The sequence below is a fragment of the Naasia sp. SYSU D00057 genome (assembly GCF_017916505.1).
In the GTDB taxonomy this organism is placed as follows: Bacteria; Actinomycetota; Actinomycetes; order Actinomycetales; family Microbacteriaceae; genus Naasia.
The window spans coordinates 294,454-318,047 of the sequence record NZ_JAFMSZ010000003.1 but is presented as its reverse complement, the minus strand read 5'-3'; the positions used below and the strand labels follow the sequence as shown (position 1 = coordinate 318,047).

General features: G+C 71.1%; 17 protein-coding genes. 12 read left to right on the top strand and 5 right to left on the bottom strand.

Annotated elements, in window-relative coordinates:
* Position 1 precedes the first annotated feature (1 nt).
* Both J3P36_RS11980 and J3P36_RS11975 read left to right on the top strand, forming a co-directional pair.
* Entirely contained in the window at positions 2 to 2,704 is a 2,703-nt protein-coding gene (locus tag J3P36_RS11980; RefSeq protein ID WP_210508397.1) for an alpha-L-rhamnosidase, read from the top strand.
* Positions 2,701 to 5,511, top strand: coding sequence for a family 78 glycoside hydrolase catalytic domain (locus tag J3P36_RS11975; protein ID WP_210508395.1), 2,811 nt, complete (start codon positions 2,701 to 2,703; stop codon positions 5,509 to 5,511). Before J3P36_RS11980 ends, J3P36_RS11975 begins: the two co-directional genes overlap by 4 nt.
* 104 nt (positions 5,512 to 5,615) lie before the next feature.
* Here J3P36_RS11975 and J3P36_RS11970 read toward each other — a convergent pair whose 3' ends face one another.
* From J3P36_RS11970 to J3P36_RS11955, 4 genes are all read right to left on the bottom strand, one after another.
* Complete coding sequence (locus tag J3P36_RS11970; protein WP_210508393.1) at positions 5,616 to 6,611, bottom strand: aldo/keto reductase; 996 nt, start codon at positions 6,609 to 6,611, stop codon at positions 5,616 to 5,618.
* Between the two features lie 103 nt (positions 6,612 to 6,714).
* A complete protein-coding gene (locus J3P36_RS11965; RefSeq protein ID WP_246854636.1) occupies positions 6,715 to 7,596 on the bottom strand; it encodes a carbohydrate ABC transporter permease in 882 nt (293 codons plus the stop codon).
* Positions 7,593 to 8,474 (bottom strand): carbohydrate ABC transporter permease, encoded by an 882-nt coding sequence (locus tag J3P36_RS11960; protein WP_210508391.1) that lies wholly within the window; start codon positions 8,472 to 8,474, stop codon positions 7,593 to 7,595. Before J3P36_RS11960 ends, J3P36_RS11965 begins: the two co-directional genes overlap by 4 nt.
* Positions 8,475 to 8,546: 72 nt before the next feature.
* A complete protein-coding gene (locus J3P36_RS11955; protein WP_210508389.1) occupies positions 8,547 to 9,815 on the bottom strand; it encodes an ABC transporter substrate-binding protein in 1,269 nt (422 codons plus the stop codon).
* A gap of 151 nt (positions 9,816 to 9,966) precedes the next feature.
* Between J3P36_RS11955 and J3P36_RS11950 the strand changes: the two genes are divergently transcribed.
* The gene (locus tag J3P36_RS11950) at positions 9,967 to 10,938 is read left to right on the top strand and encodes a LacI family DNA-binding transcriptional regulator (protein WP_210508387.1); all 972 of its coding nucleotides are present in this window, start codon (positions 9,967 to 9,969) and stop codon (positions 10,936 to 10,938) included.
* Between the two features lie 34 nt (positions 10,939 to 10,972).
* On the opposite strand, the gene J3P36_RS11945 is transcribed toward J3P36_RS11950, so the two are convergent.
* Complete coding sequence (locus J3P36_RS11945) at positions 10,973 to 12,049, bottom strand: family 43 glycosylhydrolase (RefSeq protein WP_210508385.1); 1,077 nt, start codon at positions 12,047 to 12,049, stop codon at positions 10,973 to 10,975.
* Positions 12,050 to 12,129: 80 nt separating this feature from the next.
* On the opposite strand from J3P36_RS11945, the gene J3P36_RS11940 reads away from it, so the two are divergent.
* The 9 genes from J3P36_RS11940 (at position 12,130) to J3P36_RS11900 (ending at position 23,457) form a co-directional block, all read left to right on the top strand.
* A complete protein-coding gene (locus J3P36_RS11940) occupies positions 12,130 to 13,137 on the top strand; it encodes a LacI family DNA-binding transcriptional regulator (protein ID WP_210508383.1) in 1,008 nt (335 codons plus the stop codon).
* A gap of 79 nt (positions 13,138 to 13,216) precedes the next feature.
* Positions 13,217 to 14,383 carry an L-rhamnose isomerase gene (rhaI, locus tag J3P36_RS11935; RefSeq protein ID WP_210508381.1) on the top strand — a complete coding sequence of 389 codons (1,167 nt, stop codon included), beginning with the start codon at positions 13,217 to 13,219 and terminating at the stop codon, positions 14,381 to 14,383.
* Positions 14,371 to 15,291, top strand: coding sequence for an alpha/beta hydrolase (locus tag J3P36_RS11930; protein ID WP_374100721.1), 921 nt, complete (start codon positions 14,371 to 14,373; stop codon positions 15,289 to 15,291). Before rhaI ends, J3P36_RS11930 begins: the two co-directional genes overlap by 13 nt.
* Positions 15,288 to 17,324: a bifunctional aldolase/short-chain dehydrogenase gene (locus J3P36_RS11925; protein ID WP_210508378.1), complete on the top strand. Its 2,037-nt coding sequence runs from the start codon at positions 15,288 to 15,290 to the stop codon at positions 17,322 to 17,324. Before J3P36_RS11930 ends, J3P36_RS11925 begins: the two co-directional genes overlap by 4 nt.
* Positions 17,324 to 18,763, top strand: a complete 1,440-nt coding sequence (locus J3P36_RS11920) for a rhamnulokinase family protein (RefSeq protein ID WP_210508377.1) — start codon at positions 17,324 to 17,326, stop codon at positions 18,761 to 18,763. Before J3P36_RS11925 ends, J3P36_RS11920 begins: the two co-directional genes overlap by 1 nt.
* A 306-nt stretch (positions 18,764 to 19,069) precedes the next feature.
* A complete protein-coding gene (locus J3P36_RS11915; protein ID WP_210508376.1) occupies positions 19,070 to 19,705 on the top strand; it encodes a DUF2291 family protein in 636 nt (211 codons plus the stop codon).
* Entirely contained in the window at positions 19,702 to 21,270 is a 1,569-nt protein-coding gene (locus J3P36_RS11910; RefSeq protein WP_307807072.1) for a sugar ABC transporter ATP-binding protein, read from the top strand. The genes J3P36_RS11915 and J3P36_RS11910 overlap by 4 nt, the downstream gene beginning before the upstream one ends.
* Complete coding sequence (locus J3P36_RS11905) at positions 21,267 to 22,409, top strand: ABC transporter permease (RefSeq protein ID WP_246854635.1); 1,143 nt, start codon at positions 21,267 to 21,269, stop codon at positions 22,407 to 22,409. Before J3P36_RS11910 ends, J3P36_RS11905 begins: the two co-directional genes overlap by 4 nt.
* A gap of 55 nt (positions 22,410 to 22,464) precedes the next feature.
* On the top strand, positions 22,465 to 23,457 hold the full coding sequence (locus tag J3P36_RS11900; RefSeq protein WP_210508375.1) for a D-ribose ABC transporter substrate-binding protein: 993 nt from the start codon (positions 22,465 to 22,467) through the stop codon (positions 23,455 to 23,457).
* Positions 23,458 to 23,594 lie beyond the last annotated feature (137 nt).

Sequence of the window (23,594 nt, the reverse complement as noted above, 5' to 3'; positions counted from 1 at the left end):
GGTGTCCGACACCCTCCCTCCCCTCGACTCGATCGACTCCACCACCAGCATCACGGCTCTGCGGAGCCAGTACCCGGACGGGCTGCTCGGCGTTCCGGGCGGCGGGCTGAGGCTCTCCTGGCAGGCCCGCAGCGACGATCCCGCGGCCCGCCAGCTCGGCTTCCAGGTGCGCTGGAGCGGCGAGGAGGACGGCGGGACCGACCCCATCGCGGGCTCGGACGCGATCGGAGTGCCCGCCCCCGGCGGAGCCCTCGGCAGCGGGGAGGTGCGCCGCTACGCCGTCCGGATCGCGACCGCGAACGGCTGGACGGAGTGGGGGCCGGTGCTGGAGGTCGAGGCCGCCCTCGCCCCCGAGGACTTCACTGCCGCCGCGATCGGCGGCGAATCCCCCCTCGCGGGGCGCTCGCCTCTGCTGCGGACGACCTTCGACCTGCCAGCCGCGCCCGTTCGCGCCCGGCTGCGGGCGACCTCGCTGGGCGTGTCCGAGCTGCGGCTCAACGGGGCCAAGGTGAGCGACGAGCACCTGAGCCCGGGCTGGACCGCGTACCAGGGCCGCATCGTCGTGGCCACCTGGGACGTCACCGACCTGCTCAGCGAGGGGCGGAACGCGATCGGCGGCTCCCTCGGCGACGGCTGGTATCGCGGCCGGCTCGGCTGGATGGACCGCGACCGGCACTACGGCGACGACCTCGCGCTGATCGCCCAGCTCGACGTCGAGCTCGCCGACGGCTCCACAGTGCGCGTGACGACCGGTCCGGACTGGCGCACGGCGGGCGGGCCCGTCACCGCGTCGAGCATCTACGACGGCACGGACATCGACCTCCGGCTCGTCGAATCGGGCTGGGACACCGCCGACTTCGACGACGGCTCCTGGCAGCCGGTGCGCGAGATCGAGGTCGACCGCGGGCTCCTCGAGCCGCGCATCACAGGGGGCGTGCGCACCGTCGCCGAGTTCGAGATGTCGCAAGAGCAGCACGACGACCGCGTCCAGCTCGACGCGGGCCAGAACATCGCCGGCTGGGTCCGCCTGGTCGTCGAGGGCACCGCGGGCGACACGGTCACCGTCCGTCACGCCGAGGTGCTCGAGCCGGACGGCACGCTGCACACGCGATCGCTCCGGGGCGCCAGGGCCAGTGACGTCTACATCCTCGCCGAGGACGGCCGGACGACCCTCGAGCCGCCCTTCACCTTCCACGGCTTCCGCTACGCCGACGTCACCGGCGCCCGCGTCGTCACGGCCACCGCGGTGGCCATCAGCAGTGCGGACGTGCCGCGCGGCTCCTTCGAGTCCTCCCACGCCGCGCTCAACCGGCTGCACGAGAACGTCGCCTGGTCGCAGCGGGACAACTTCGTCTCGGTGCCCACCGACTGTCCGCAGCGAGACGAGCGGCTCGGCTGGACCGGCGACGCGCAGGCCTTCGCCCCCACCGCGAACACGCTGTTCGACGTCGAGGCGTTCTGGATGTCCTGGCTCCGCGACCTCGAGCTCGACCAGGACGAGACGGGCTCGGTCGCCGCGGTCGTGCCGAACATCGTGCACGACGGCGACTTCCAGGACCACGGCCGCGGCATCTCGATCATGGGCAAGGCGGGGTGGGCCGACGCCGCGACCATGGTCCCGTGGGCGACCTACCTGACGGTCGGCAGCACCGAGGTCCTCGAGCGGCAGCTCGGCAGCATGCGCCGCTGGGTCGACTCCCTCACGGCGCGCGCGACCGACGGCGGGCTCCTCCCGACCGTGTTCCAGTTCGGCGACTGGCTCGACCCGGACGCGCCCGGCGACGAGCCGTGGGCGGCCAAGGTCTCCTCCGACTTCGTGGCCAACGCCTTCTACGCGCACAGCGCCCGACTGCTCTCCCGCACCGAGAGCCTCGTCGGCGATCCGGACCGCGCAGAGCGGTACGGCAGCCTCGCCTCCCAGGTGGCCGCGGCGACCTGGGAGCGGTGGGGCGAGCACGCGGTCACCACCCAGTCGGGCTGCGCCATCGCCCTCGAGTTCCGCATCGCACCCGACGCCGAGCGCGAGCGCGTCGGAGCCGCCCTCGCCGATCTCGTGCGGAGCGAGGACGGCCGCATCTCGACCGGGTTCCTCGGCACCCCCCTCGTGCTCGACGCGCTCGTCGACACGGGACACGTGGACGAGGCGTACCGGATGCTGCTGCGCCGCGAGGCGCCCTCCTGGCTCTACCAGGTCGACATGGGCGCGACGACCATCTGGGAGCGCTGGGACGCGCTGCGTCCCGACGGCTCCATCCACCCCGGCGACATGGCGACGGACGAGGGCGGGCAGATGCTCTCCTTCAACCACTACGCCTACGGAGCGGTCATCGACTGGGTCTACCGCGTGGTGGCCGGCCTCGCGCCGGTGCCCGAGCACCCCGGCTACCGCGTCGTCCGCGTCGCGCCGCGTCCCTCCGCAGCGGTCGACTCCGTGCGCGCGAGCATCGAGACGCGACTCGGGCGCCTGGCGATCGACTGGCGGCTCGACGGCGACCGGTTCGAGGCCCGCCTCACCATCCCCGTCGGCTCGACGGCGCTGCTCGACCTTCCGACGACGCCCGAGTCCACCGTGACGGTGAACGGCGCCGCGCTCGACGGCCTCGAGCTCGGGCACGGCGAGCACACCATCACCGTCACGGCTCCGGCGGTCGCCGATCCGCTGACCCCCAGCACCCCATCCGACGAGGAGGCACTCAGCCGATGAACGACGTCCCCAGCGTCCGCGTGCAGCGCGTCCGCGCCGAGCGCCGCAACGACGGCGCCCCGGTCGCGACTCCCAGCCCCCGCCTCAGCTGGATCTCCGAGACGGAGGTCCCCGGCTGGATCCAGGCCTCCGCCGAGATCGAGCGAGACGGGGCGATCGCCGAGGTCGAGGGGGATGTGTCCGTCTTCGTGGCGTGGCCGTTCGCCCCGCTCGCCCCGCGCGAGGAGGCGGTCGTGCGCGTCCGCGTCACGGGCGGCGACGGCGTCACCTCCGAGTGGAGCGAGCCGCTGACCATCACGGCCGGCCACCTCGCCGAGGGCGAGTGGACCGCCGGCTTCATCGGGCTCGCCGATCCCGAGCGGCCGGCGCAGCCCGCGCTGCTCCGCCGCGAGTTCGAGGTGCGCGGCGGACTGCGCCGGGCGTTCGCCTACTCGACGGCGCAGGGTGTGCACCGGCTGCTGCTGAACGGGCGGCAGGTCGGCGACGCAGAGCTCGGTCCCGGCTGGACGAGCTACCAGTTCCGGCTCCTCTACGACGTCACCGACGTGACCGCGCTGCTCCGCGAGGGCGTGAACGCGGTGGGCGCCGAGCTGGCCGGCGGCTGGTACGCCGAGGAGTACGGCTTCCGGGACAACGTGGCCCGCTTCTACGGCGAGCACCCCTCCGTGGCGGCGCAGCTCGTGCTCGAGTACGAGGACGGCAGCGTCGACACGGTCGTCACCGACGGCGAGTGGACGGCGACCGGCGACGGCCCGCGCACGGCGAGCAGCATCTACCAGGGGGAGTCGTACGACGCCCGCCTCGAGAAGGACGGCTGGGCGGAGCCCGGCTTCGCCGAGGAGTGGAAGCCCGTCCGCATCGACGGCGTCCAGGTCGTGCCCACGCCGCGAGCGGCCGAGCCGGTGCGCCGCACTGAGGAGGTCGCCGTCGCGGAGGTGCTGCGCAGCCCCTCGGGCGCGGCCATCCTCGACTTCGGCCAGAACCTCGTCGGCCGGCTCCGGATCCGAGTGACCGGCGACGCGGGCACCACGCTCACCCTGCGGCACGCGGAGGTGCTCGAGCACGGCGAGCTCGGCATCCGGCCGCTGCGCCGCGCCGCCGCAACGGACACCTACACGCTGAGCGGCCGTGGCGAGGAGGTCTGGGAGCCCGAGTTCACCTTCCACGGCTTCCGGTACGCGCAGATCGACGGCTGGCCCGGCGGAGAGGTCGACCCCGCCGCCGTGACGGCGGTCGTGCTGCACAGCGACATGCGCCGCACCGGCTGGTTCGACAGCTCGCATCCGCTCGTCAACCGGCTGCACGAGAACGTGGTCTGGGGCATGAAGGGCAACTTCCTGTCGCTGCCGACCGACTGCCCGCAGCGCGACGAGCGGCTCGGCTGGACGGGCGACATCCAGGTCTTCACCCCCACGGCCAGCTACCTGTTCGACTGCGACGCGTTCCTGTCGTCGTGGCTCGAGGACCTCGCGCTCGAGCAGGCTGCGCAGGACGGCGTCGTGCCGTTCATCGTCCCGAGCGTGCTGCCGACCCGCGCGTCGGCTGCGGCCGCCTGGGGCGACGCGGCCGCGGTGGTGCCGACCGTGCTCGCCGACCGATTCGCCGACGTGCGCGTGCTCGAGGACCAGTACGAGAGCATGCGTGCCTGGGCGGACGCGCTGCTCCGCCTCGCCGGGGAGCGGATGCTCTGGGAGGGCCACTTCCAGTTCGGCGACTGGCTCGACCCGGACGCCCCGCCCACCCGCCCGGGCGACGCGAAGACCGACGACGACATCGTCGCGAGCGCCTACCTCCACTGGTCGACGCACCTCGTCGCCCTCGCTGCCGAGCGTCTCGGCCGTGCCGAGGATGCGGCGCGGTACGGCGAGCTCGCGGAGCGGGTGCGGGAGGCGTGGGTGCGCGAGTACGTCACGCCCACCGGCCGGATCGTGAGCGATGCGCCGACCGCGTACGCCCTCGCCCTGCAGTTCGACCTGGTGCGCGACGCGGAGCGGCGGACCACGATCGGCGACCGGCTCGCGTTCCTCGTGCGGGCCGCGGGCTACCACATGAGCACCGGCTTCGTCGGCACTCCGCTCATCCAGGACGCCCTGGTCGGCGCCGGCCACGCAGACGTCGCCGGCCGGCTGCTCACCCAGACCGAGAACCCGTCCTGGCTGTACGCGGTCACGATGGGTGCGACGACCATCTGGGAGCGCTGGGACAGCATGCTCGAGGACGGCTCCATCAACCCGGGTGAGATGACGTCGTTCAACCACTACGCCTTCGGCGCCGTGGCGGACTGGCTGCATCGCTCCGTCGGCGGCCTGGCCCCTGCCGCGCCGGGCTATCAGCGGATCGAGGTCCGGCCCGTCCTGCTCGACGAGATCGACTGGGCGAGCACGTCGCACGAGACCCCCTACGGCCTTGCGAGCGTGGAGTGGCGGCGGGAGGGGACGACCTTCACGCTCGACGTCGTCGTTCCTCCGAACACCACGGCCACCGTGCACCTGCCGGGGGTGGACGAGGCGCGCGAGGTCGGCTCCGGCCGGCACACCTTCACCGCGGAGGTGCCCCTGCCCGAGAAGCCGACCCGGAAGGTGTCCCTCGACACCCCGCTGAAGCACGTCATCGACGACCGCGAGGCGTACTCGGCGATCGTCGGCGCCATCGCGGACGAGGACCCGGAGCAGGCGCGCGAGTATCGCCGGCACACCCAGTGGGCGAGCCACATGCCCCTCGGCCGATCCCTCTTCAACCTGCCGACGCACGTCGCCGACGCCGTGGAGCGGGCGCTCGCCGACGTGCGGAACGGATCGCAGAACTGACCGCCCGCCCGCGTTCGGCAGGACTTCCTGCAGTCAGCAGGAGATCCGGGGCCTTCTGGTCCTGCTGACGGCAGGAAGTCCTGTTCAGCGCGGATGCGGCCGGGTCAGTGCCGCTGCAGGTCCTGCCGCATGATCGCGTAGTAGGAGGGGAGGTCCGGCTCGCTCACGGCGGTCAGGGCGGCGAGAAGCTCGGGCGCCACCTCGGCGTCGCTCGCGCCAACGGTCTGCGCGAGCTGGTCCACCGTGCGCGCGCCCACGATCGCGCTCGTCAGGCCCGGACGATCGAGCAGCCAGGCCAGGGCGACCACGGCCTGCGACTGCCCCGACTCCGCCGCGGCGTGCTGGAGCACCTCGAGGATCGACCAGGTCCGGTCGGTGCCGCGCTTGCTCCAGGCCTCGGCCCCGCGCTCCGGATCGTCGCCGAGGCGGCTGCCCTCCGGCGGCGCGACGTCCCGCGCGTACTTGCCCGTCAGCCATCCGGCGGCGAGCGGCCCCCACGCGACAGAGCCCATGCCGAGCAGGCGGGCGGTCGGCAGGACCTCGAGCTCGATGTCCCGCACGATCAGGCTGTACTGCGGCTGCAGCGAGACGACCGGCGGGATGCCGAGCTCGCGCGTCGCCTGGTCCAGCTCGACGAGCGCGGCGGCCGTGAAGTTGGAGACGCCGCCGTACCGCACCTTGCCTGACCGCTGGGCCCCCTCGAGGAACTCGGCGAACTCCGACAGCGGGTGCTCCCCGTCGGCGGCGTGCGCCTGATACAGGTCGACGTGGTCCACGCCGAGGCGCCGGAGGCTCGCGTCGAGCGCCCCGTCGAGGTACCGCTTCGACAGCGACGCCGGCTTCCCGCCGACCGGGAACCGGCCCTTCGTGGCGAGGATCACCTCGTCGCGCGAGCGGCCCGCGAGCCACTCGCCGATGATCTCCTCGCTGGCGCCGTCCGAGTAGACGTCGGCGGTGTCGACGAAGTTGCCGCCCGCCTCGGCATACGCGTCGAGGATCGCGAAGGACTCCTCCCTGCTCGCCTCCCACCCGAAGGTCATGGTGCCGAGCGCGATGCGCGACACCTCGAGGTCGGACGTGCCCAGCCGCGTCGTCTGCATGGCAACACTCAAGTCGCCCGCGGGCACCGGAGCAACCGCGGATCCCGCGGACAGCTGCAACCCCGTGGACCGTCGTGAGCCATCCGCACGACCCGCGGCGGCGTCAGCCCTTGACGGCGCCCTCCGTGAGGCCGCCCATGACGCGCTGGTTGAGCAGCAGGTAGATGGCGAGCGTCGGCACGATCGAGATGCAGATGGAGGCGAACGTCGGACCCCACTCCGTCTGTCCGAACGTGTTCACGAAGTTCAGCAGCCCGGCCTGGATGGTGCGTGAGCTGTTGTCCGTCGTGAAGGTCAGCGCGAACAGCAGGTCGTTCCAGAAGAAGAAGAACTGCACGACCGCGATGGTCATGATCGCGTTGCGGAGCATCGGAAGGGAGATGCTGAAGAACACGCGGTAGATGCTCGCGCCGTCGATCACGGCCGCCTCGATGACCTCGCGCGGGAGCGATCGGTAGTAGCCGGCCATCATGAACACGGTGAGCGGGAGGCCCGTCGCGGCGTAGGTGAGGATGAGCGCGAGCGGGCTGTTGAGCAGTCCGGCACCGACGTACATGGCGAACAGGGGCAGCAGGATCATCTGCAGCGGCACCATGAGGCCGCCGAGGAACAGCAGCAGCACTCCCCCGCGTCCGCGCCATTTGAGCACCTCGAGGGCGAAGCCCGCCATCAGGCCGGTGATCAGCAGGATGGCGATCGCGGGGAACGTGGCGAGGGCGCTGTTGACGATGTAGGTCGCCATGTTGCCCCGCGTCCACGCATCCACGTAGTTCTGCCAGTGGATCCCGTCGGGAAGAGTCCACATCGGCTTGCCACTGAACTCCGCGGGCGCTTTCAGCGAGGACAGGAAGAGCCAGACCAGCGGCACCACCTCGACCAGGATCAGCACAGCGATGCCGAGCATGCCGAGGACCCGCCCCACAGTGACCCGGGCGACGGCGACGCTGCGCCGCGCGGGAACGCTGCCGGCTGTCATCGCGGTCATACCGTCATGTCCTTTCGAGCCCCACGGAAGATGGCGATCGTCACGACGAGGCTGAGGAGGGTGAGCGTCATCGCGATCGTGCTCCCCTCCCCGTACTGCCCGAAGGCGAACGAGGTGCGGAACATCAGCAGCGTCAGCGGCGTGGTGGCGCCGTTGGGTCCGCCGCCGGTCAGCGCGAAGACCGAGTCGAAGACCTTGATGGCCCCGTTGATGCTGAAGATGACGGTGGAGACCAGCACCGGCAGGATCGACGGCAGCACGATGAAGCGCACCAGCTTCCAGCGGTGCGCGCCGTCGAGCCGGGCCGCCTCAAGCACGTCGTCCGGGATCGCGACGAGTCCCGCGTAGAGGAGGACGGCGTAGAAGCCCATCGACCGCCAGACGTCCATGATGATCAGGACGATGAAGGCGATGTCCGGCTGCCCGAGCCAGTTCATGGTCCCGAGGCCGAGGGCCGCCGTGAGCGAGTTCACCGGGCCCTCCTGGGGCACGAGCGCGAAGAGCTGGACGAACAGCTGGGCGACCGCCGCCGTCGGCAGCACGATCGGGAAGAACACGAGCGTGCGCACGAGTGCCGACGAGCGCTTGAGCACGAAGACGTAGAGCAGCGAGAGGCCGAGCCCCGCGGCCACCTGCAGGACGGTCGCGATGATCGCGTAGCGGACGCTGAATCCGGTCGCCTGCCAGAAGCCGGGATCGGCGAGGACGGTGGCGTAGTTGTTGAGGCCGACCCACTCGAATCCGGTGATCGGGTTGCCGTCGAGGAAGGTGTAGCTCGTCGACCACACGATCGGCACGAGCATGACGACCGTGTAGAGCAGCAGCGCCGGGGCGATGAACAGCAGGATGGCGCGGCGGTCGCCGAGCACTCTCTCCATGGGGAACTCCTCGTGATGCGCGCGGGCCCGGGACGCATCGCCCCGGGCCCGCTGTGCAGCGAACGTCCGACGCTACTGGGCGGCCTGCACCTGCTCCATGAACTGCTGGCCGGTGAGTCCGCCCGACACGAGCGACGCCGCGCCGCTCTGCGAGGCGGCCGTGCCCTCGGGCGACTGCAGCGACTCGAACCACGGGATGAACTCCTCGAGGCCGGCGATCCGCTCGGCGGTCTCGGCGACGAGCGGCGAGTCGGAGGTGGCGTCGGTGGTGAAGCCCGTGATGAGGTCGAGGTCCTCCATCGCGACGGTGCCGTAGTTCTCGACGAGGTACTTGAGGAAGTCCTTCACCTCCGGGGTGAGGGTCTTCGCGTTGACCGCCATCGGGAGGCCGACGTTCGCCGGGGTCTGCTCGATGCCGCCTTCGCCGCCCGCGACCTCCGGGATCGGGAACCAGCCGATGTTCTCGGCCCCGATCTGGTTCAGCTCGGCGTTGTTGAAGTCGGAGACGGCCCACGAGCCGGTGTAGTAGATCGCGGCAGTGCCCTGCAGGAAGAGGTCCTGCGCCGGCCCGTAGTCGAGGGCCTCCGGCGCCTCGCCGAACCAGCCCTTCGACGCGAAGTCGGCGATCTTCTCGGCGCCCTCCACGTACTCGGCGTCGGTGAACTTCGCGTCCCCGTCGGCGACCGCCTTCAGCGCGTCCGGTCCGACGGAGCGCTGGATGTAGCCCGAGACGAGCCGCGTGACCGGCCATCCCGCCTTGCCGGAGGTCGCGAACGGCTGGACGCCGGCCTCCTGCAGCTTCGCGGCGGCGGCCTCGAGGTCGTCCCAGGTCTGGGGCGCCTCGATGCCCTGCTCCTCGAAGATCGCCTTGTTGTACCAGAACCCCTCGACCGCGACCTCGAGCGGGAGCCCGAGGAGGTGACCGCCGTAGAGGCCCTTGATCACCTCGATCGAGAAGGGGCTCAGGTTGTCGAGCACCCCGAGCTCCTCCAGCACGGGCTCCAGGTCGGCGATCTTCCCCGCCTCGTACAGGTCCTCGATCTGCGACGGCGTGCCGATCTGGAAGAAGGTGGGCAGCTGGTCCTGGGAGGCGAGCAGCTGGATCCGCTGATCCATGGAGGCGTCGAGCTGCTCCATCTCGAGCGTCACCCCGTTGCCGTAGTCGTCGACGAGCTTCTGCATCGTGTAGTTGCTGCCGGTGCCCTCGCCCGACCCCGTGAGGAACGAGATCTCGAGAGAGCCGCTGTCCGACGACGACGCCGAGCTGCCGCCACCGGCGCAGCCGGCGAGAGTGAGTGCGAGCGCGGCGCCGGCAGCAGTGACGGCGAAGGTGTGCCGCATGAGGACCTCCTGGTGTCCGTCGGGAACTCCATCGTCCCGATCGGGGAAACTGTAGAGCGATCTACTTGCACGTGTCAACGACGGAGGGCGGCGAGTTGCGGAGGTGCACTACGGTGATCGCCATGCCCCCGACGAGGAAGACCGGAATCGCATGAGCGGCCGGGTCACGAGCACCGATGTGGCGCGCGAAGCGGGCCTCTCGCGCGCCACCGTCAGCTACGTGCTCAACGACGATCCACGGCAGACGATCCCCGAAGCGACCCGTCAGCGAGTGCTCGCCGCGGCGGAGCGCCTCGGCTACCGACCCTACGGCCCGGCCCGCCTGCTCCGCGGAGCCCGCAGCACCCTCGTGCTCATGCTCACGCCGGGCCTTCAGCGCGCGACGGACTTCGTCGCCGCGGGCATCGTCACCCAGCTGGGCATGGCGCTGCGCGAGCACGGGCTCCACCTCGTATGGCAGCTCGGCACCGAGGACGACCGGAGCGCCGCGATGGATCTCGCGCCGGCCGTCGTCCTGTCGTCCGCCGGCGAGGGGGAGCCGGCCTTCGCCGAGCTCACGCAGCAGTTCTCCGTGCCGGTGCTCCCCGCCTTCCCCGGGCTCCCGGGGTTCCTCGGCGGCGCGGCCGTCACCCAGGTCGACCACCTCCTCGAGCGCGGCCGCCGCGTTCTCGCCTACGCCGCGCCCCCGCGAGCCGACCTCGAGCCCACCTCGGAGATCCGCTGGCAGGCGATCGTCACCGAGGCCCGGCGGCTCGGCCTCGCCCATCCCGTCCGCCTCACCCTCTCGGCGAACCGGGGAGAGGCGACGGCGCAGCTCCGTGCCCTCCTCGCCGAGCACCCCGAGGTCGACGGCCTGTGCGCCTACAACGACGAGGTCGCGTTCACAGTGCTCGCGGCCGCCCACGACGCCGGGATCGACGTCCCCGGCAGGATCGCCGTCATCGGCGTCGACAACCACCCGTTCGGCTACCTGGCGGTGCCCGCCCTCTCGACGATCGAGTCGGACGTCACCGAGTTCGTCACCGCCTTCGCCAAGAGCGTGGCGCAGGTCGCGCGCGGCGAGGAGGGCAGGGACGTGCTCCTGCCCTCCTCAGCCCGCGCCGTCGCGCGCGCCTCGAGCTGACGCTCCCCGGCAGGAGCCGGGGAGCGTCAGTCGGTCAGTCGAAGTCCTCGACCCTCCACTCGTCGCGCCAGTCGATGACGGCCATGTCGCCGTCGAAGCGGATCGGCAGCCAGACGTAGTCGGCGATCGAGGTGTTCACCTCGGCGAACTCCTCCATCGGCACGCGCAGGTCGTGGCCCGGAGCGAAGTAGGCCTCGAACGCCTCCCGCGCCTGACGTCCGTCCGCGGTGTAGCGCGGCAGCCAGCGGTCACCGAGCGCGATGTAAAGGTCGCTCTTCCCCGGGTGCTTGAAGACCGAGGAGATCTGCGTCCGGAACGACGTCCTGGCGGTGTCGGTGGGGTGCGGGTCGCCGAGCACGCTGTACGGGCCGTGGTACATGCGCGAGACGGCGACCTCCGACTGGTTCGGGTAGTACCCCGTGGTCCCCGACGTCACCAGGTAGTGCAGGTCCCCGCGGCGGAAGTAGGCGGGCGCCTCACGCACGTACGGCGGCTGGGGCTGCGGGAAGTGCGTCGAGTAGTAGCCCGTCACGTCCGTGTAGTCGTCGGTGAGGTCGGCCACGATGAGCTCGGAGTGCACGCGTTCGAAGACGTAGTAGCCCTTGCCGTCGCTCGGGTCGACGACGAGGTCGAAGTCGCCGGCGTTCATGCCGAGCGGGCGGATCCACTCGCGCACGATGCGGTACGGCCCGAGGATCGAGTCGGCGACGAGCACGGTGGAGCGCTGGCTGATCTCGCCCGGCGTCATCACCTTGATCCAGCACACGAACTGCCGGGTCCGCTCGTTGTAGATGATGTGCGGGCGGTCCAGGTACTGCTTCGGGTGCAGGGGCGAGCTCTCGTCGTCCTCGTCCGGCGGGATGATGAGCCCGCGGTCCTCCCAGTTGTAGAGGTCGGTGGACGAGTAGCAGCGCACGCCCCAGTGCCAGACGCCGCTGCCCGGGGTCGTGAACTCCTTGTTCTCGCCGTACCAGTAGAAGACCCCGTCGACGGCGATCACCGAGCCGCCGTGGGCCTGGATCCGGTTACCGGCGGTGTCGAGCCACACCTTCCCGGGACGGATGGAGGTGCGGGTACCGGGAGGGGCGACGTCGCCCTGCTGAAGTGTCATGGCGGCAGTGTGCCAGAAACCACTTGCACGTGTCACTATGTCGCCGCATGCCATCATGAGCATCCCGGGAAGGAGGGCGAGTGCCGACTGCGAGCGTGCGCGACGTCGCCCTGAGGGCCGGCGTCTCCGTCGGAACCGTCTCCAACGTCCTCAACCGCCCCGACCGGGTCTCGCCCGACGCCGTCGACCGCGTGCAGCGGGCCATCGACGAGCTCGGCTACGTGCGCAACGACGCGGCACGACAGCTGCGGGCGGGCCGGAGCAGCACCATCGGGCTCGTGGTGCTCGACGTCAGCAACCCCTTCTTCGCCGAGGTCGCCCGCGGCGCCCAGGAGGAGGCCGCGGGCCACGGCTTCACCGTCGTCCTCGGCAACAGCGACGAGAACGACGCGCGGGAGGACGACTACCTCGACCTGTTCGAGAAGCAGCGGATCCACGGCGTGCTGATCTCGCCGAACGGCGACGTCGAGGAGCGCCTGCGCCGCCTCCGCAGCCGCGGCACGCCCGCCGTGCTCGTGGACCGGAGGAGCGAGGACGCGTCGGTCAGCTCCGTCGCGGTGGACGACATCGCGGGCGGCCGTCTCGCCGTCGAGCACCTCGTTCAGGCGGGACGGCGTCGCATCGCCTACGTCGGCGGCCCGCTCACCATCCGGCAGGTCACGGACCGCCTCGAGGGGGCGCGCCTCGCGGCCGCGGCCGGCGGCGCCGCGCTCGAGGTCGTGGAGGTCTCGTCACTGAGCGTCCTCGAGGGGCGCCGCGCCGGGGAGCACCTGGCGGCGCGCCCGGCCGGCGAGCGACCCGACGCGATCTTCGCCGCCAACGACCTGGTGGCGGTCGGCCTGCTGCAGGCCCTCGTCATGCAGCGGTCGCTGCGCGTGCCCGAGGATGTCGCGCTCGTCGGCTACGACGACATCGACTTCGCGAGCACCGCCGTGGTGCCGCTGACCTCCATCCGCCAGCCGAGCCGGCTGATCGGCGAGACCGCCGTGCAGATCCTGCTCGAGGAGGCGGAGGACCCCGGGCGTCCGCCCCAGGAGGTCGTCTTCCAGCCCGAGCTCATCGCCCGGGCCTCCTCCGCGGCCCGCTGATTCCGGAGTTGACAGCACCGGATCCCCGCCCGCACAATGAATCGATTCATTCGGCAACGAAGCCCCGTAAAGGACGGCCATGACCGACTTCTCCGCCATCACCGCCCAGCTCGCCGATCAGGCGATCGAGCTCCCGTCCTGGGCGTTCGGCAACTCCGGCACCCGCTTCCGCGTCTTCGGCCAGGCCGGCGTCCCCCGCGACCCGTTCGAGAAGATCGCGGACGCGGCGAAGGTCAACGAGCTCACGGCGCTCGCTCCGACGGTCGCGCTGCACATCCCGTGGGACAAGGTCGACGACTACGCGGGCCTCCGGTCGCACGCCGAGGACCTCGGGGTCGGGCTCGGCACCATCAACTCGAACACCTTCCAGGACGAGGCGTACATGCTGGGCAGCCTCGCGCACTCCGACGACGCCGTGCGCCAGAAGGCGATCGACCACCACTTCGAGTGCATCGACATCATGAACCAGACCGGGTCGCAGGACCTCAAGATCTGGCTCGCGGACGGCACCAACTACCCCGGGCAGGACGACATGCGGGGCCGCCAGGACCGCCTCGCCGACTCCCTGCGGCAGATCTACGAGCGCATCGAGGACGGTCACCGCCTCGTTCTCGAGTACAAGTTCTTCGAGCCGTCGTTCTACCACACCGACGTTCCGGACTGGGGCACCTCCTACGCCCAGGTGACGGCCCTCGGCGAGAAGGCGTTCGTCTGCCTCGACACAGGCCACCACGCACCCGGCACGAACATCGAGTTCATCGTCATGCAGCTCCTGCGCCTCGGGAAGCTCGGCTCGTTCGACTTCAACTCGCGCTTCTACGCGGACGACGACCTGATCGTCGGCGCGGCCGACCCGTTCCAGCTGTTCCGCATCCTCGTCGAGGTCATCCGGGGCGGCGGCTACGGCAAGGACAGCGGCGTCGCGTTCATGCTCGATCAGTGCCACAACATCGAGAAGAAGATCCCCGGCCAGATCCGCAGCGTGCTCAACGTGCAGGAGATGACCGCCCGCGCACTGCTCCTCGACCGCGAGGCCCTCGAAGCCGAGCAGCGCGCCGGGAACGTGCTCGGCGCGCACCAGGTGCTCATGGACGCGTTCTACACCGATGTCCGGCCGGCGCTGGCCGAGTGGCGCGAGTCGCGCGGTCTGCCCGCCGATCCGATGAAGGCGTACGCCGAGAGCGGCTACCAGGAGAAGATCGAGGCCGACCGCGTCGGCGGCGACCAGGCGGGATGGGGAGCTTGACGACCGACGAGGTCGGAGCGCTCGAGGTCGTCGACCGCGAGCTCGACGGACCGCACGGGCCTCTGCGCGTTCGCACCTACGTGCAGGCCGACAACCCGCCGCTCGCGGGCTTCGTCTGGGTGCACGGCGGTGCGTTCGCGTTCGGCGACCTCGACATGCCGGAGGCCGACTGGGTCGCGCGCCGGATCGCGGCGAGCGGCATCCCCGTCGTCTCCGTCGACTACCAGCTGGCGGGCACCAGCGGCTTCCCCGCCGACGCCGGCGTCGAGCCGAAGGACGGCGTCCTCTTCCCGGTCGCATCGGAGGAGGTCTCCTTCGCGTTCGAGTGGGCGGCGCGCTCCGGTGAGTTCGGCGTGCCGGAGGGATCGTGGTCGCTCGGCGGCGCGAGCGCGGGAGCGAATCTCTCCGCCGGCGCGGCACTCCGCCTCCGCGACGAGGGCCGCGCGCAGCCGCGCTCCCTCGTGCTCGCGTACCCGCTCGTGCACGCGGAGCTGCCGCCGCACCGACCGGAGCTCGCCGAGAAGATCGCCGCCCTCCCCTCCCCCGACTTCCCGCCGGAGGCCGTGCTCGCGATCAACGTCAACTACGTCGGCGACCCGGCCGTGCTCGCCTCGCCCTACGCCTTCGCCGGGACGCAGGACCTGCACAGGCTCCCGCCGGTCTTCATCCTCAACTCCGACGCCGACAGCCTCCGGTCCTCCGGTGAGCTGTTCGCATCGGAGCTCGCCGCTGCGGGCGTCGACCTGCTCCTCATCCGCGAGGACGACACACGCCACGGCCACCTCAACGAGCCGGGCACCCTCGGCGCCGTGCGCAGCATCGAGCGCCTCGTCGCCTGGCTCATCCCGAACCCGCTCGTGGGCGTCGCCCATGAGACCTCCCGATCCTCAGGAGCAGCTGCATCATGACCAATCCGACCGTCGCGGCCCTGCTGGCCCGTTCCAACCGGCTCGGCGCCAACCCGAAGAACACGAACTACGCGGGCGGCAACACGTCCGCGAAGGGCAGGGAGACAGACCCGGTCACCGGCGAGGACGTCGAGCTGATGTGGGTCAAGGGCTCCGGGGGCGACCTCGGCACCCTGAAGGAGTCGGGCCTCGCGGTCCTCCGCATCGACCGCCTCCGCGCGCTGAAGGGCGTCTACCCCGGCATCGAGCGCGAGGACGAGATGGTCGCCGCGTTCGACTACACGCTGCACGGCAAGGGCGGAGCCGCGCCGTCGATCGACACCGCCATGCACGGTCTCGTGGACGCCGCGCACGTCGACCATCTGCACCCCGACTCCGGCATCGCCATCGCGACCGCCGCGGACGGCGAGGCGCTGACAAAGGAGATCTTCGGCGGCAAGGTGGTGTGGGTGCCGTGGCGCCGTCCCGGCTTCCAGCTGGGCCTCGACATCGCCGCCATCAAGGAGGAGAACCCCGAGGCGATCGGCACCATCCTCGGCGGCCACGGCATCACCGCCTGGGGCGACACGAGCGACGAGGCGGAGGCCAACTCGCTCTGGATCATCGCAACAGCCGAGAAGTACATCGCCGAGAACGGCCGCAAGGACCCGTTCGGCGACGTCCTCCCCGGCTTCGAGGCGCTGCCCGAGGAGGAGCGGCGCGCGAAGGCGGCCGCCCTCGCGCCGACGCTCCGCGGCCTCGCCTCGATGGACCGCCCGATGGTCGGCCACTTCACCGACTCGGACGTCGTCCTCGACTTCCTCGCCTCCGCGGAGCACCCCCGCCTGGCGGCGCTCGGCACCAGCTGCCCCGACCACTTCCTCCGCACCAAGGTCAAGCCGATGCTGCTCGACCTGCCGGCGAGCGCGTCGGTCGAGGACTCGATCGCGCGGCTCAAGGAGCTGCACGAGGAGTACCGGGCCGACTACCAGGCGTACTACGAGAAGCACGCGACCGCCGACTCTCCTGCCATGCGCGGGGCGGACCCCCTCATCGTGCTCGTGCCCGGCGTCGGCATGTTCAGCTACGGCGCGAACAAGCAGACCGCCCGCGTCGCCGGCGAGTTCTACATCAACGCCATCAACGTGATGCGCGGCGCCGAGGCGCTCTCGACGTACTCCCCCATCTCCGACGAGGAGAAGTTCCGGATCGAGTACTGGGCGCTCGAGGAGGCGAAGCTCCAGCGGATGCCGAAGCCGAAGTCGCACGCGACCCGCGTCGCGCTCGTCACCGGCGCGGCGTCCGGCATCGGCAAGGCGATCGCCACGCGCCTCGCCGCTGAGGGCGCGTGCGTCGTCATCGCGGACCTCGACCTGGAGAAGGCGCAGGCCGCCGCCGCGGAGCTCGGCAGCAGCGACGTGGCGATCGGCGTGCGGGCGAACGTCACCGACGAGGCGCAGGTGCAGGCCGCGATCGACGCGACCGTGCTCGCTTTCGGCGGCCTCGACCTGGTCGTCAACAACGCGGGCCTGTCGCTCTCGAAGCCGCTGCTCGAGACGACGGCCGCCGACTGGGACCTGCAGCACGACGTCATGGCGAAGGGCTCGTTCCTCGTCTCGAAGGCCGCCGCCCGGGTCCTCATCGACCAGCAGCTCGGCGGCGACGTCATCTACATCTCCTCGAAGAACTCCGTCTTCGCGGGGCCGAACAACATCGCGTACTCGGCCACCAAGGCCGACCAGGCCCACCAGGTGCGCCTGCTCGCGGTCGAGCTCGGCGAGCACGGCGTCAAGGTCAACGGCATCAACCCCGACGGCGTCGTCCGCGGCTCCGGCATCTTCGCGAGCGGCTGGGGCGCCAACCGGGCGAAGACCTACGGCATCCCGGAGGAGGAGCTCGGCAAGTTCTACGCGCAGCGCACGATCCTGAAGCGCGAGGTGCTGCCGGAGACGGTCGCGAACGCGGTCGCCGTGCTCACCGGTCCCGACCTGACCCACACCACCGGCCTGCACGTCCCCGTGGACGCCGGCGTGGCCGCGGCGTTCCTCCGCTGATGACGCGGGCGGTCGCCGCGATCGACCTCGGCGCCACGAGCGGGCGGGTCATCCTCGGCACGGTCGGGCACAACGAGCTGCACCTGCGGCACGTCGCCCGCTTCCCGAACACCCCGGTCCGCACGCCGGACGGGCTGCACTGGGACGTCCTCTCCCTCTACTCGGCCGCCATGGCGGGGCTCGGGACGGCGTCGCGGGAGGAGCCGGGACTGCTCGGCGCCGCCGTCGACTCGTGGGCGGTCGACTACGCGCTGCTGCGCGGCGGCCGGATGCTCGGCAATCCGTACCACTACCGGGACGATCGGACGGCGGCGGGCGTCGACGCGGTGCATGCACGGGTGGACGCGGCCGAGCTGTTCCGCCGGAACGGGCTGCAGCACCTGCCGTTCAACACGGTGTTCCAGCTGGCCGCCGAGGCTCGGGACGGCATGCTCGACCTGGCCGACCGGCTGCTGCTGATCCCGGACCTCATCGGCTACTGGGCCACCGGACGCGCGGTGGCCGAGCTCACCAACGCGACCACCACGGGTCTCGTGCCGGTGGGCAGCACCGACTGGGACCGCGAGCTGCTCGGGACTCTCGGGCTGCCGGATGCGCTGCTGCCGGAGATCGTGCCGCCGGGCACGGACCTCGCCGCGGTGTCCGCGGAGGCACGGGCCGAGTTCGGCATCGCGCGGGAGCTCCGCTTCACCACGGTCGGCTCGCACGACACCGCCTCCGCGGTGGTGGGCGTGCCCTCCGCCGGCGAGGACACCGTCTACATCTCCTGCGGCACCTGGTCGCTGGTGGGGACCGAGCTGCCAAGACCGCTCGCCACCCCCGAGGCGCGCGCCGCGGCGTTCACGAACGAGGGCGGCGTCGACGGCCGCACCCGCTTCCTGAAGAACGTGATGGGGCTGTGGCTCCTGAGCGAGTCGCTGCGGACCTGGGCGAAGGGAGGCGAGCAGGAGGACCTCGAGCACCTGCTCGCGGCCGCCGCGGACGCGCCCGTCGACGTGCCGACCTTCGACGCCAACTCCCCGTCGCTGCTCGCGCCGGGCGACATGCCGGCGCGCATCGAGGCGCTCTTCGCCGAACAGGGCGTCGCCGCCCCCGCCACCCGCGGGGAGTTCGTGCGCAGCATCCTGCAGAGCCTCGCGAACGCCTACGCGGACACCATCCGCGACATCGAGCGACTCACCGGTCGCACGATCGGCACCGTTCACCTCGTCGGCGGCGGCGCCCAGAACGCGCTCCTCTGCCAGCTGACCGCGGACGCCGTGGGCGTGCCGGTCGTGGCGGGCCCGGTCGAGGCGACCGCGATCGGCAACCTGCTCATCCAGGCGCGCACACACGGCCTCGTGTCGGGCGACCTGGAGGCGCTGCGCTCGATCGTCGCGTTCTCCTTCCCGCCGCGGGCCTACGCCGCGCGCACCCGCGCCCAGCGCCGCGCGGGCTGAGGTTCTGCACCGGAACCACCCCGGTGATTGAGGAGCCGGCCGCAGGCCGGCGTCTCGAAATCTCGTGACGTGCCCTGCGACGAACCACGGAACGACTGAGTTCTCAGGGAGAGCTCGGCTGATTTCGAGGCGCGCCCTGCGGGCGCTCCTCAATCACCGGGGGGAGGCCGGTAGCGGCGCTCCGCGCGCCTGGGAACGGTCACGACACGCGTTCAATTCGGCAAACCGGTTGACCGGTGCCGGCCTTCTGCCACTAGTCTGGGCACCGCGCGGGGACCACCGCCGCTGTACTGCAAAGGAGCAGCAATGCCCCGTCGAAGCCCGGTTCGGCCCTGGATGGTCGCCGTCGTCGCGCTGGTGATCCTGGCCGTCGCCGCCGCCCTCTCCACCAAGGTCGTCTCCACCGAGCAGGCCCAGGCCGGCGCCGCCGACACCTTCGACCCGGCCACCTACGCGCAGGACCACTTCGAGGCGGACATCGTGCCGTACATCGAGGAGAACGCGGTCGACCTGACCACGCTGCTGACGGACCTCGCGGGCGGCGCCGACGAGGCCGAGTTCGGCAACACGTCGGGCGCGAGCAGCGCCTACGCCTTCCCGGTCACCTTCACCGCGGTCGCCGGCGCACCGACCCCGCCGACCCTCCCGCTGACGGTGCAGGGCGTGCCGGAGGGCACGACGGTCCTGCTGCAGGTGGGGCCCGCGCTCAACGGCACCGCACTGCGCGACGTGAGCGGCACGGTCTCGTTCAACGAGTTCAAGAACCAGCTGGAGTACCAGCAGGTCGCGACCGAGCTCAACGAGCTCGTGAAGTCCGAGGTCCTCGCGAACCTCGACGTGGCCGCCCTCGAGGGCAAGACGATCCAGGTCACCGGCGCGTTCCTCCGCGTGAACCCGGCGCTCGTGTCCGTGGTCCCGACCGCCGTCGAGGTGGTCGAGTGACGACCGCGGCCGCCACCGACGTCGTGATGCGCGCGGTCGGCATCACGAAGGTCTACGGCGGCACGCACGCCCTCAAGGGCGTGGACTTCGAGGTCCGTCGCGGCATGGTCACCGTGCTCTTCGGCGAGAACGGCGCCGGCAAGTCGACGCTCATGAAGATCCTCTCCGGCGTCGAGACGCCGACGAGCGGGCGGCTCGAGCTCGACGGCGAGCCGGTCACCCTCCGGAACACGGTCGACGCGAGCAACCGCGGCATCGCGATCATCCACCAGGAGCTCAGCCTCGCCCCCAACCTCAGCGTCCGCGACAACATCTTCATGGGCCGCGAGACCACCAAGGGCGGTCTCCTCGTCGACTACAAGAGCGAGAACGCCGAGACCTCCCGCCTCCTCGAGCACCTCGAGGAGGAGCTCAGCCCGAAGACCCTCGTCGCCGACCTCCGGCTCGGCCAGCAGCAGGTCGTCGAGATCGCGCGCGCCCTCGCCGGCAACGCCCGGGTCCTGATCATGGACGAGCCGACCTCGGCCCTCTCCGGCAGCGAGGTCGAGGTGCTGTTCCGGGTCATCCGCGAGCTCACCGCCGCGGGCGTCGCCATCGTCTACATCTCCCACCACCTCGAGGAGGCGCTCGAGATCGCCGACCGCGCGGTCGTGTTCCGCGACGGCGCCCTCGTCGCCGAGGCGGATGCCGCGGACATCGACATCGAGTGGATCATCTCCAACATGGTCGGCCGCAGCGCGGAAGGCCTCGCCCCCGACCTGCTCGACGAGTTCGGCGAGCCCGCCCTCGAGCTGCGCGACATCACGATCGCCGACCCGTCCAACCCCTCCCGGCTGAGCGTCGACCGCCTCAGCCTCACCGTGCGCGCCGGCGAGATCGTCTGCCTCTACGGGCTGATGGGCGCGGGCCGCACCGAGCTGCTCGAGGCTCTTGCGGGACGGCTGCCGATCCAGAGCGGCACCGTCACCGTCAAGGGCACTCCGATCGCCAAGCAGAGCATCGCGGAGCGCATCCAGCTCGGCCTCGCGCTCGTCCCCGAGGACCGGCAGCGCGACGGACTCGTCCAGACGATGAGCGTCGGCGAGAACATGTCGCTCGCGAGCCTCCTCTCCTACGTGAAGCGGATGCTGCTCTCCGGCAAGGCCGAGCGCACGGCCGTCGACGGCGGCGTGAAGGACGTCCGGGTGAAGACGTCCAGCCCGTCCGCCTCGATCACGTCCCTGTCCGGCGGCAACCAGCAGAAGGTCGTCATCGGCAAGGTGCTGCTCACCGACCCGCAGGTCCTGCTGCTCGACGAGCCGTCGCGCGGGATCGACGTCGGCGCGAAGGCCGAGATCTTCGGGCTGATGGCCCGGGAGGCCCGCCGCGGCCTCGCCGTCCTGTTCGCCACCAGTGAGGTGGGCGAGGCGCTCACGACCGCGAACCGCGTCGTCGTGATGTCGAAGGGACGCATCGTGCGCGAGATCGACCCGCGCACCTCCAACCGTGAAGAGCTGATGGTGGCGTCCGGCGAGGCCGTCCACGAGGCCGACGCCGGCCACGAGACAGAAGGGGGACAGCGATGACCGCTGTCGACACGCAGACCACCGCACCGGGATCCCCGTCGCCGGGCCCCGGCCGTGCCCGCACCGGCATGCGCAGCGTCGACATCGGCGCGGTGCTGCTCGAGGGCCGCGCGTTCATCGCCCTCGCGGTGCTCATCGTCGTGTTCGCGCTGCTGTCCGACTCGTTCCTGTCGGTCAACAACCTCATCACGATGACGAAGCACGTCGCCTACAACGCGATCCTCGCGCTCGGGATGCTGTTCGTCATCCTCAAGGGCGGCATCGACCTCTCCGTCGGCTCGACGGTCGGCCTCTCCGGCATCATCGCGGGCGTCCTCCTCGAGGGCCTGCAGATCGAGAGCTTCGACGTCGTGCTCTACCCGGCCGTCTGGGTCGTCGTGCTCGCGTCGCTCGCGATCGGCACGCTCGTCGGCTTCATCAACGGCATCCTCGTCACCCGGTTCAACGTGGCGCCGTTCATCGCCACGCTCGGCATGCTCTACGTCGCCCGCGGCGCAGCCCTGCTCATCTCGAACGGCACCACGTATCCGCGGCTCGGCGGCGACCCGGCGCTCGGCAACACCGGCTTCGGCTTCATCGGCGGCGGGCGCCTGCTCGGCGTGCCCAACGGCATCTGGATCATGATCGTCTTCGCCCTCGTCGCGATGTTCGTGCTCCGCAAGACGCCGTTCGGCCGCTGGGTGTACGCGACCGGCGGCAACGAGCGCGCCGCGGAGCTCGCCGGCGTGCCCGTGCGCAACGTGAAGCTCTGGGTCTACATGATCAGCGGCTTCTGCGCCGCGACCGCGGGCATCATCCTCACCTCCGAGCTGACGAGCGCCGCCCCGCAGCTGGGCGAGTCCTTCGAGCTGAACGCGATCGCGGCCGTCGTCATCGGCGGCGCGGCCCTCACCGGCGGCCGCGGCAACGTGCGCGGCGTGCTGCTCGGCGCGTTCGTCATCGGCTTCCTCAGCGACGGCCTCGTCATCGTCGGCGTCTCCACGTTCTGGCAGATCCTCATCAAGGGCGCCGTCATCGTGCTCGCCGTGATGCTCGACCAGGCGCAGCAGCGCATCCAGCGGAACAAGAACGCCGCCCTCGCCGCGGCCAGCAAGTCCGCACCGAAGAAGGATTCCGACACGGCGGTTCCCGCGCCGTGACGGACAGCGACCGGCGATGAGGTCGGTCGTCCCCCACCAAGGAAAGGCACCTCACATGCTCAGACGAACGAAGCTCGCGGCCGCGGCCGCGGCGGCGCTCCTGCTCGCCGGCTGCGCCGGTGGCGGCAACTCCGGTGACAGCGCCGGCAGCGGCGGCGACAGCGGGGGCGGAGACAGCGCCGGCGGCGGCCTGATCGCGATCATCACGCCCGCTCAGGAGAACCCGTTCTTCAAGGCCGAGGCGGACGCCGCCAAGGCCGAGGCGGAGAAGCTCGGCTACGAGACGTCCGTCGCCTCGCACGACGACGACCCGAACAAGCAGTCGGAGCTCATCGACGCCGCCATCAGCCAGGGCGCGGCTGCGATCGTCCTCGACAACGCGGGCGCCGACGCCTCCATCGGCCCGATCCAGAAGGCGACCGACGCGGGCATCCCCGTGTTCCTCATCGACCGCGAGATCAACGAGACCGGCATCGCGAAGGCGCAGATCGTCGCGAACAACGCGCAGGGCGCTGCCGCGGTCGCCGAGGAGTTCGTCGCCGCCCTGCCCGAGGGCGGCAACTACATCGAGCTCACCGGCAAGGAGTCGGACACCAACGCCGGGGTCCGCTCGGAGGCGTTCGCGAGCGTCATCTCCCAGTACCCGAACCTCGTGCAGGTCGCGAAGGAGACGGCGAACTGGAGCCAGGACGAGGCCTTCGCCAAGATCGAGACGCTGCTCCAGCGCGACAGCAACATCCAGGGCATCATCGCCGGCAACGACACGATGGCGCTGGGCGCCGTCGCCGCCGTCGAGGCCGCCGGCCTGCTCGACCAGATCAAGATCGTCGGCTTCGACGGCAGCCCCGACGCGGTCGAGGCGATCAAGGCCGGCAAGCTCGTCGCGACGGGCCTCCAGCCCGCCGTGCTGATCTCGCAGCTCGCGGTGCAGCAGGCCGACAAGTTCATCAAGACCGGCGAGACCGGCGAGGACGAGAAGCAGTCGATCGACTGCGTCGTCATCAACGCCGAGAACGCCGACAGCTACACCCTCTTCGCGCTCGAGTAGGACTCGCTCGCACGACGGATGGCCGGTCCCTTCGGGGGCCGGCCATTCGTCGTTTCGGGTGCGCCTGGCGCCCACTCCGGTGATTGAGGAGGCCGCGCAGCGGCCGTCTCGAAATCACGCGACCTCGCCTGTGGAGC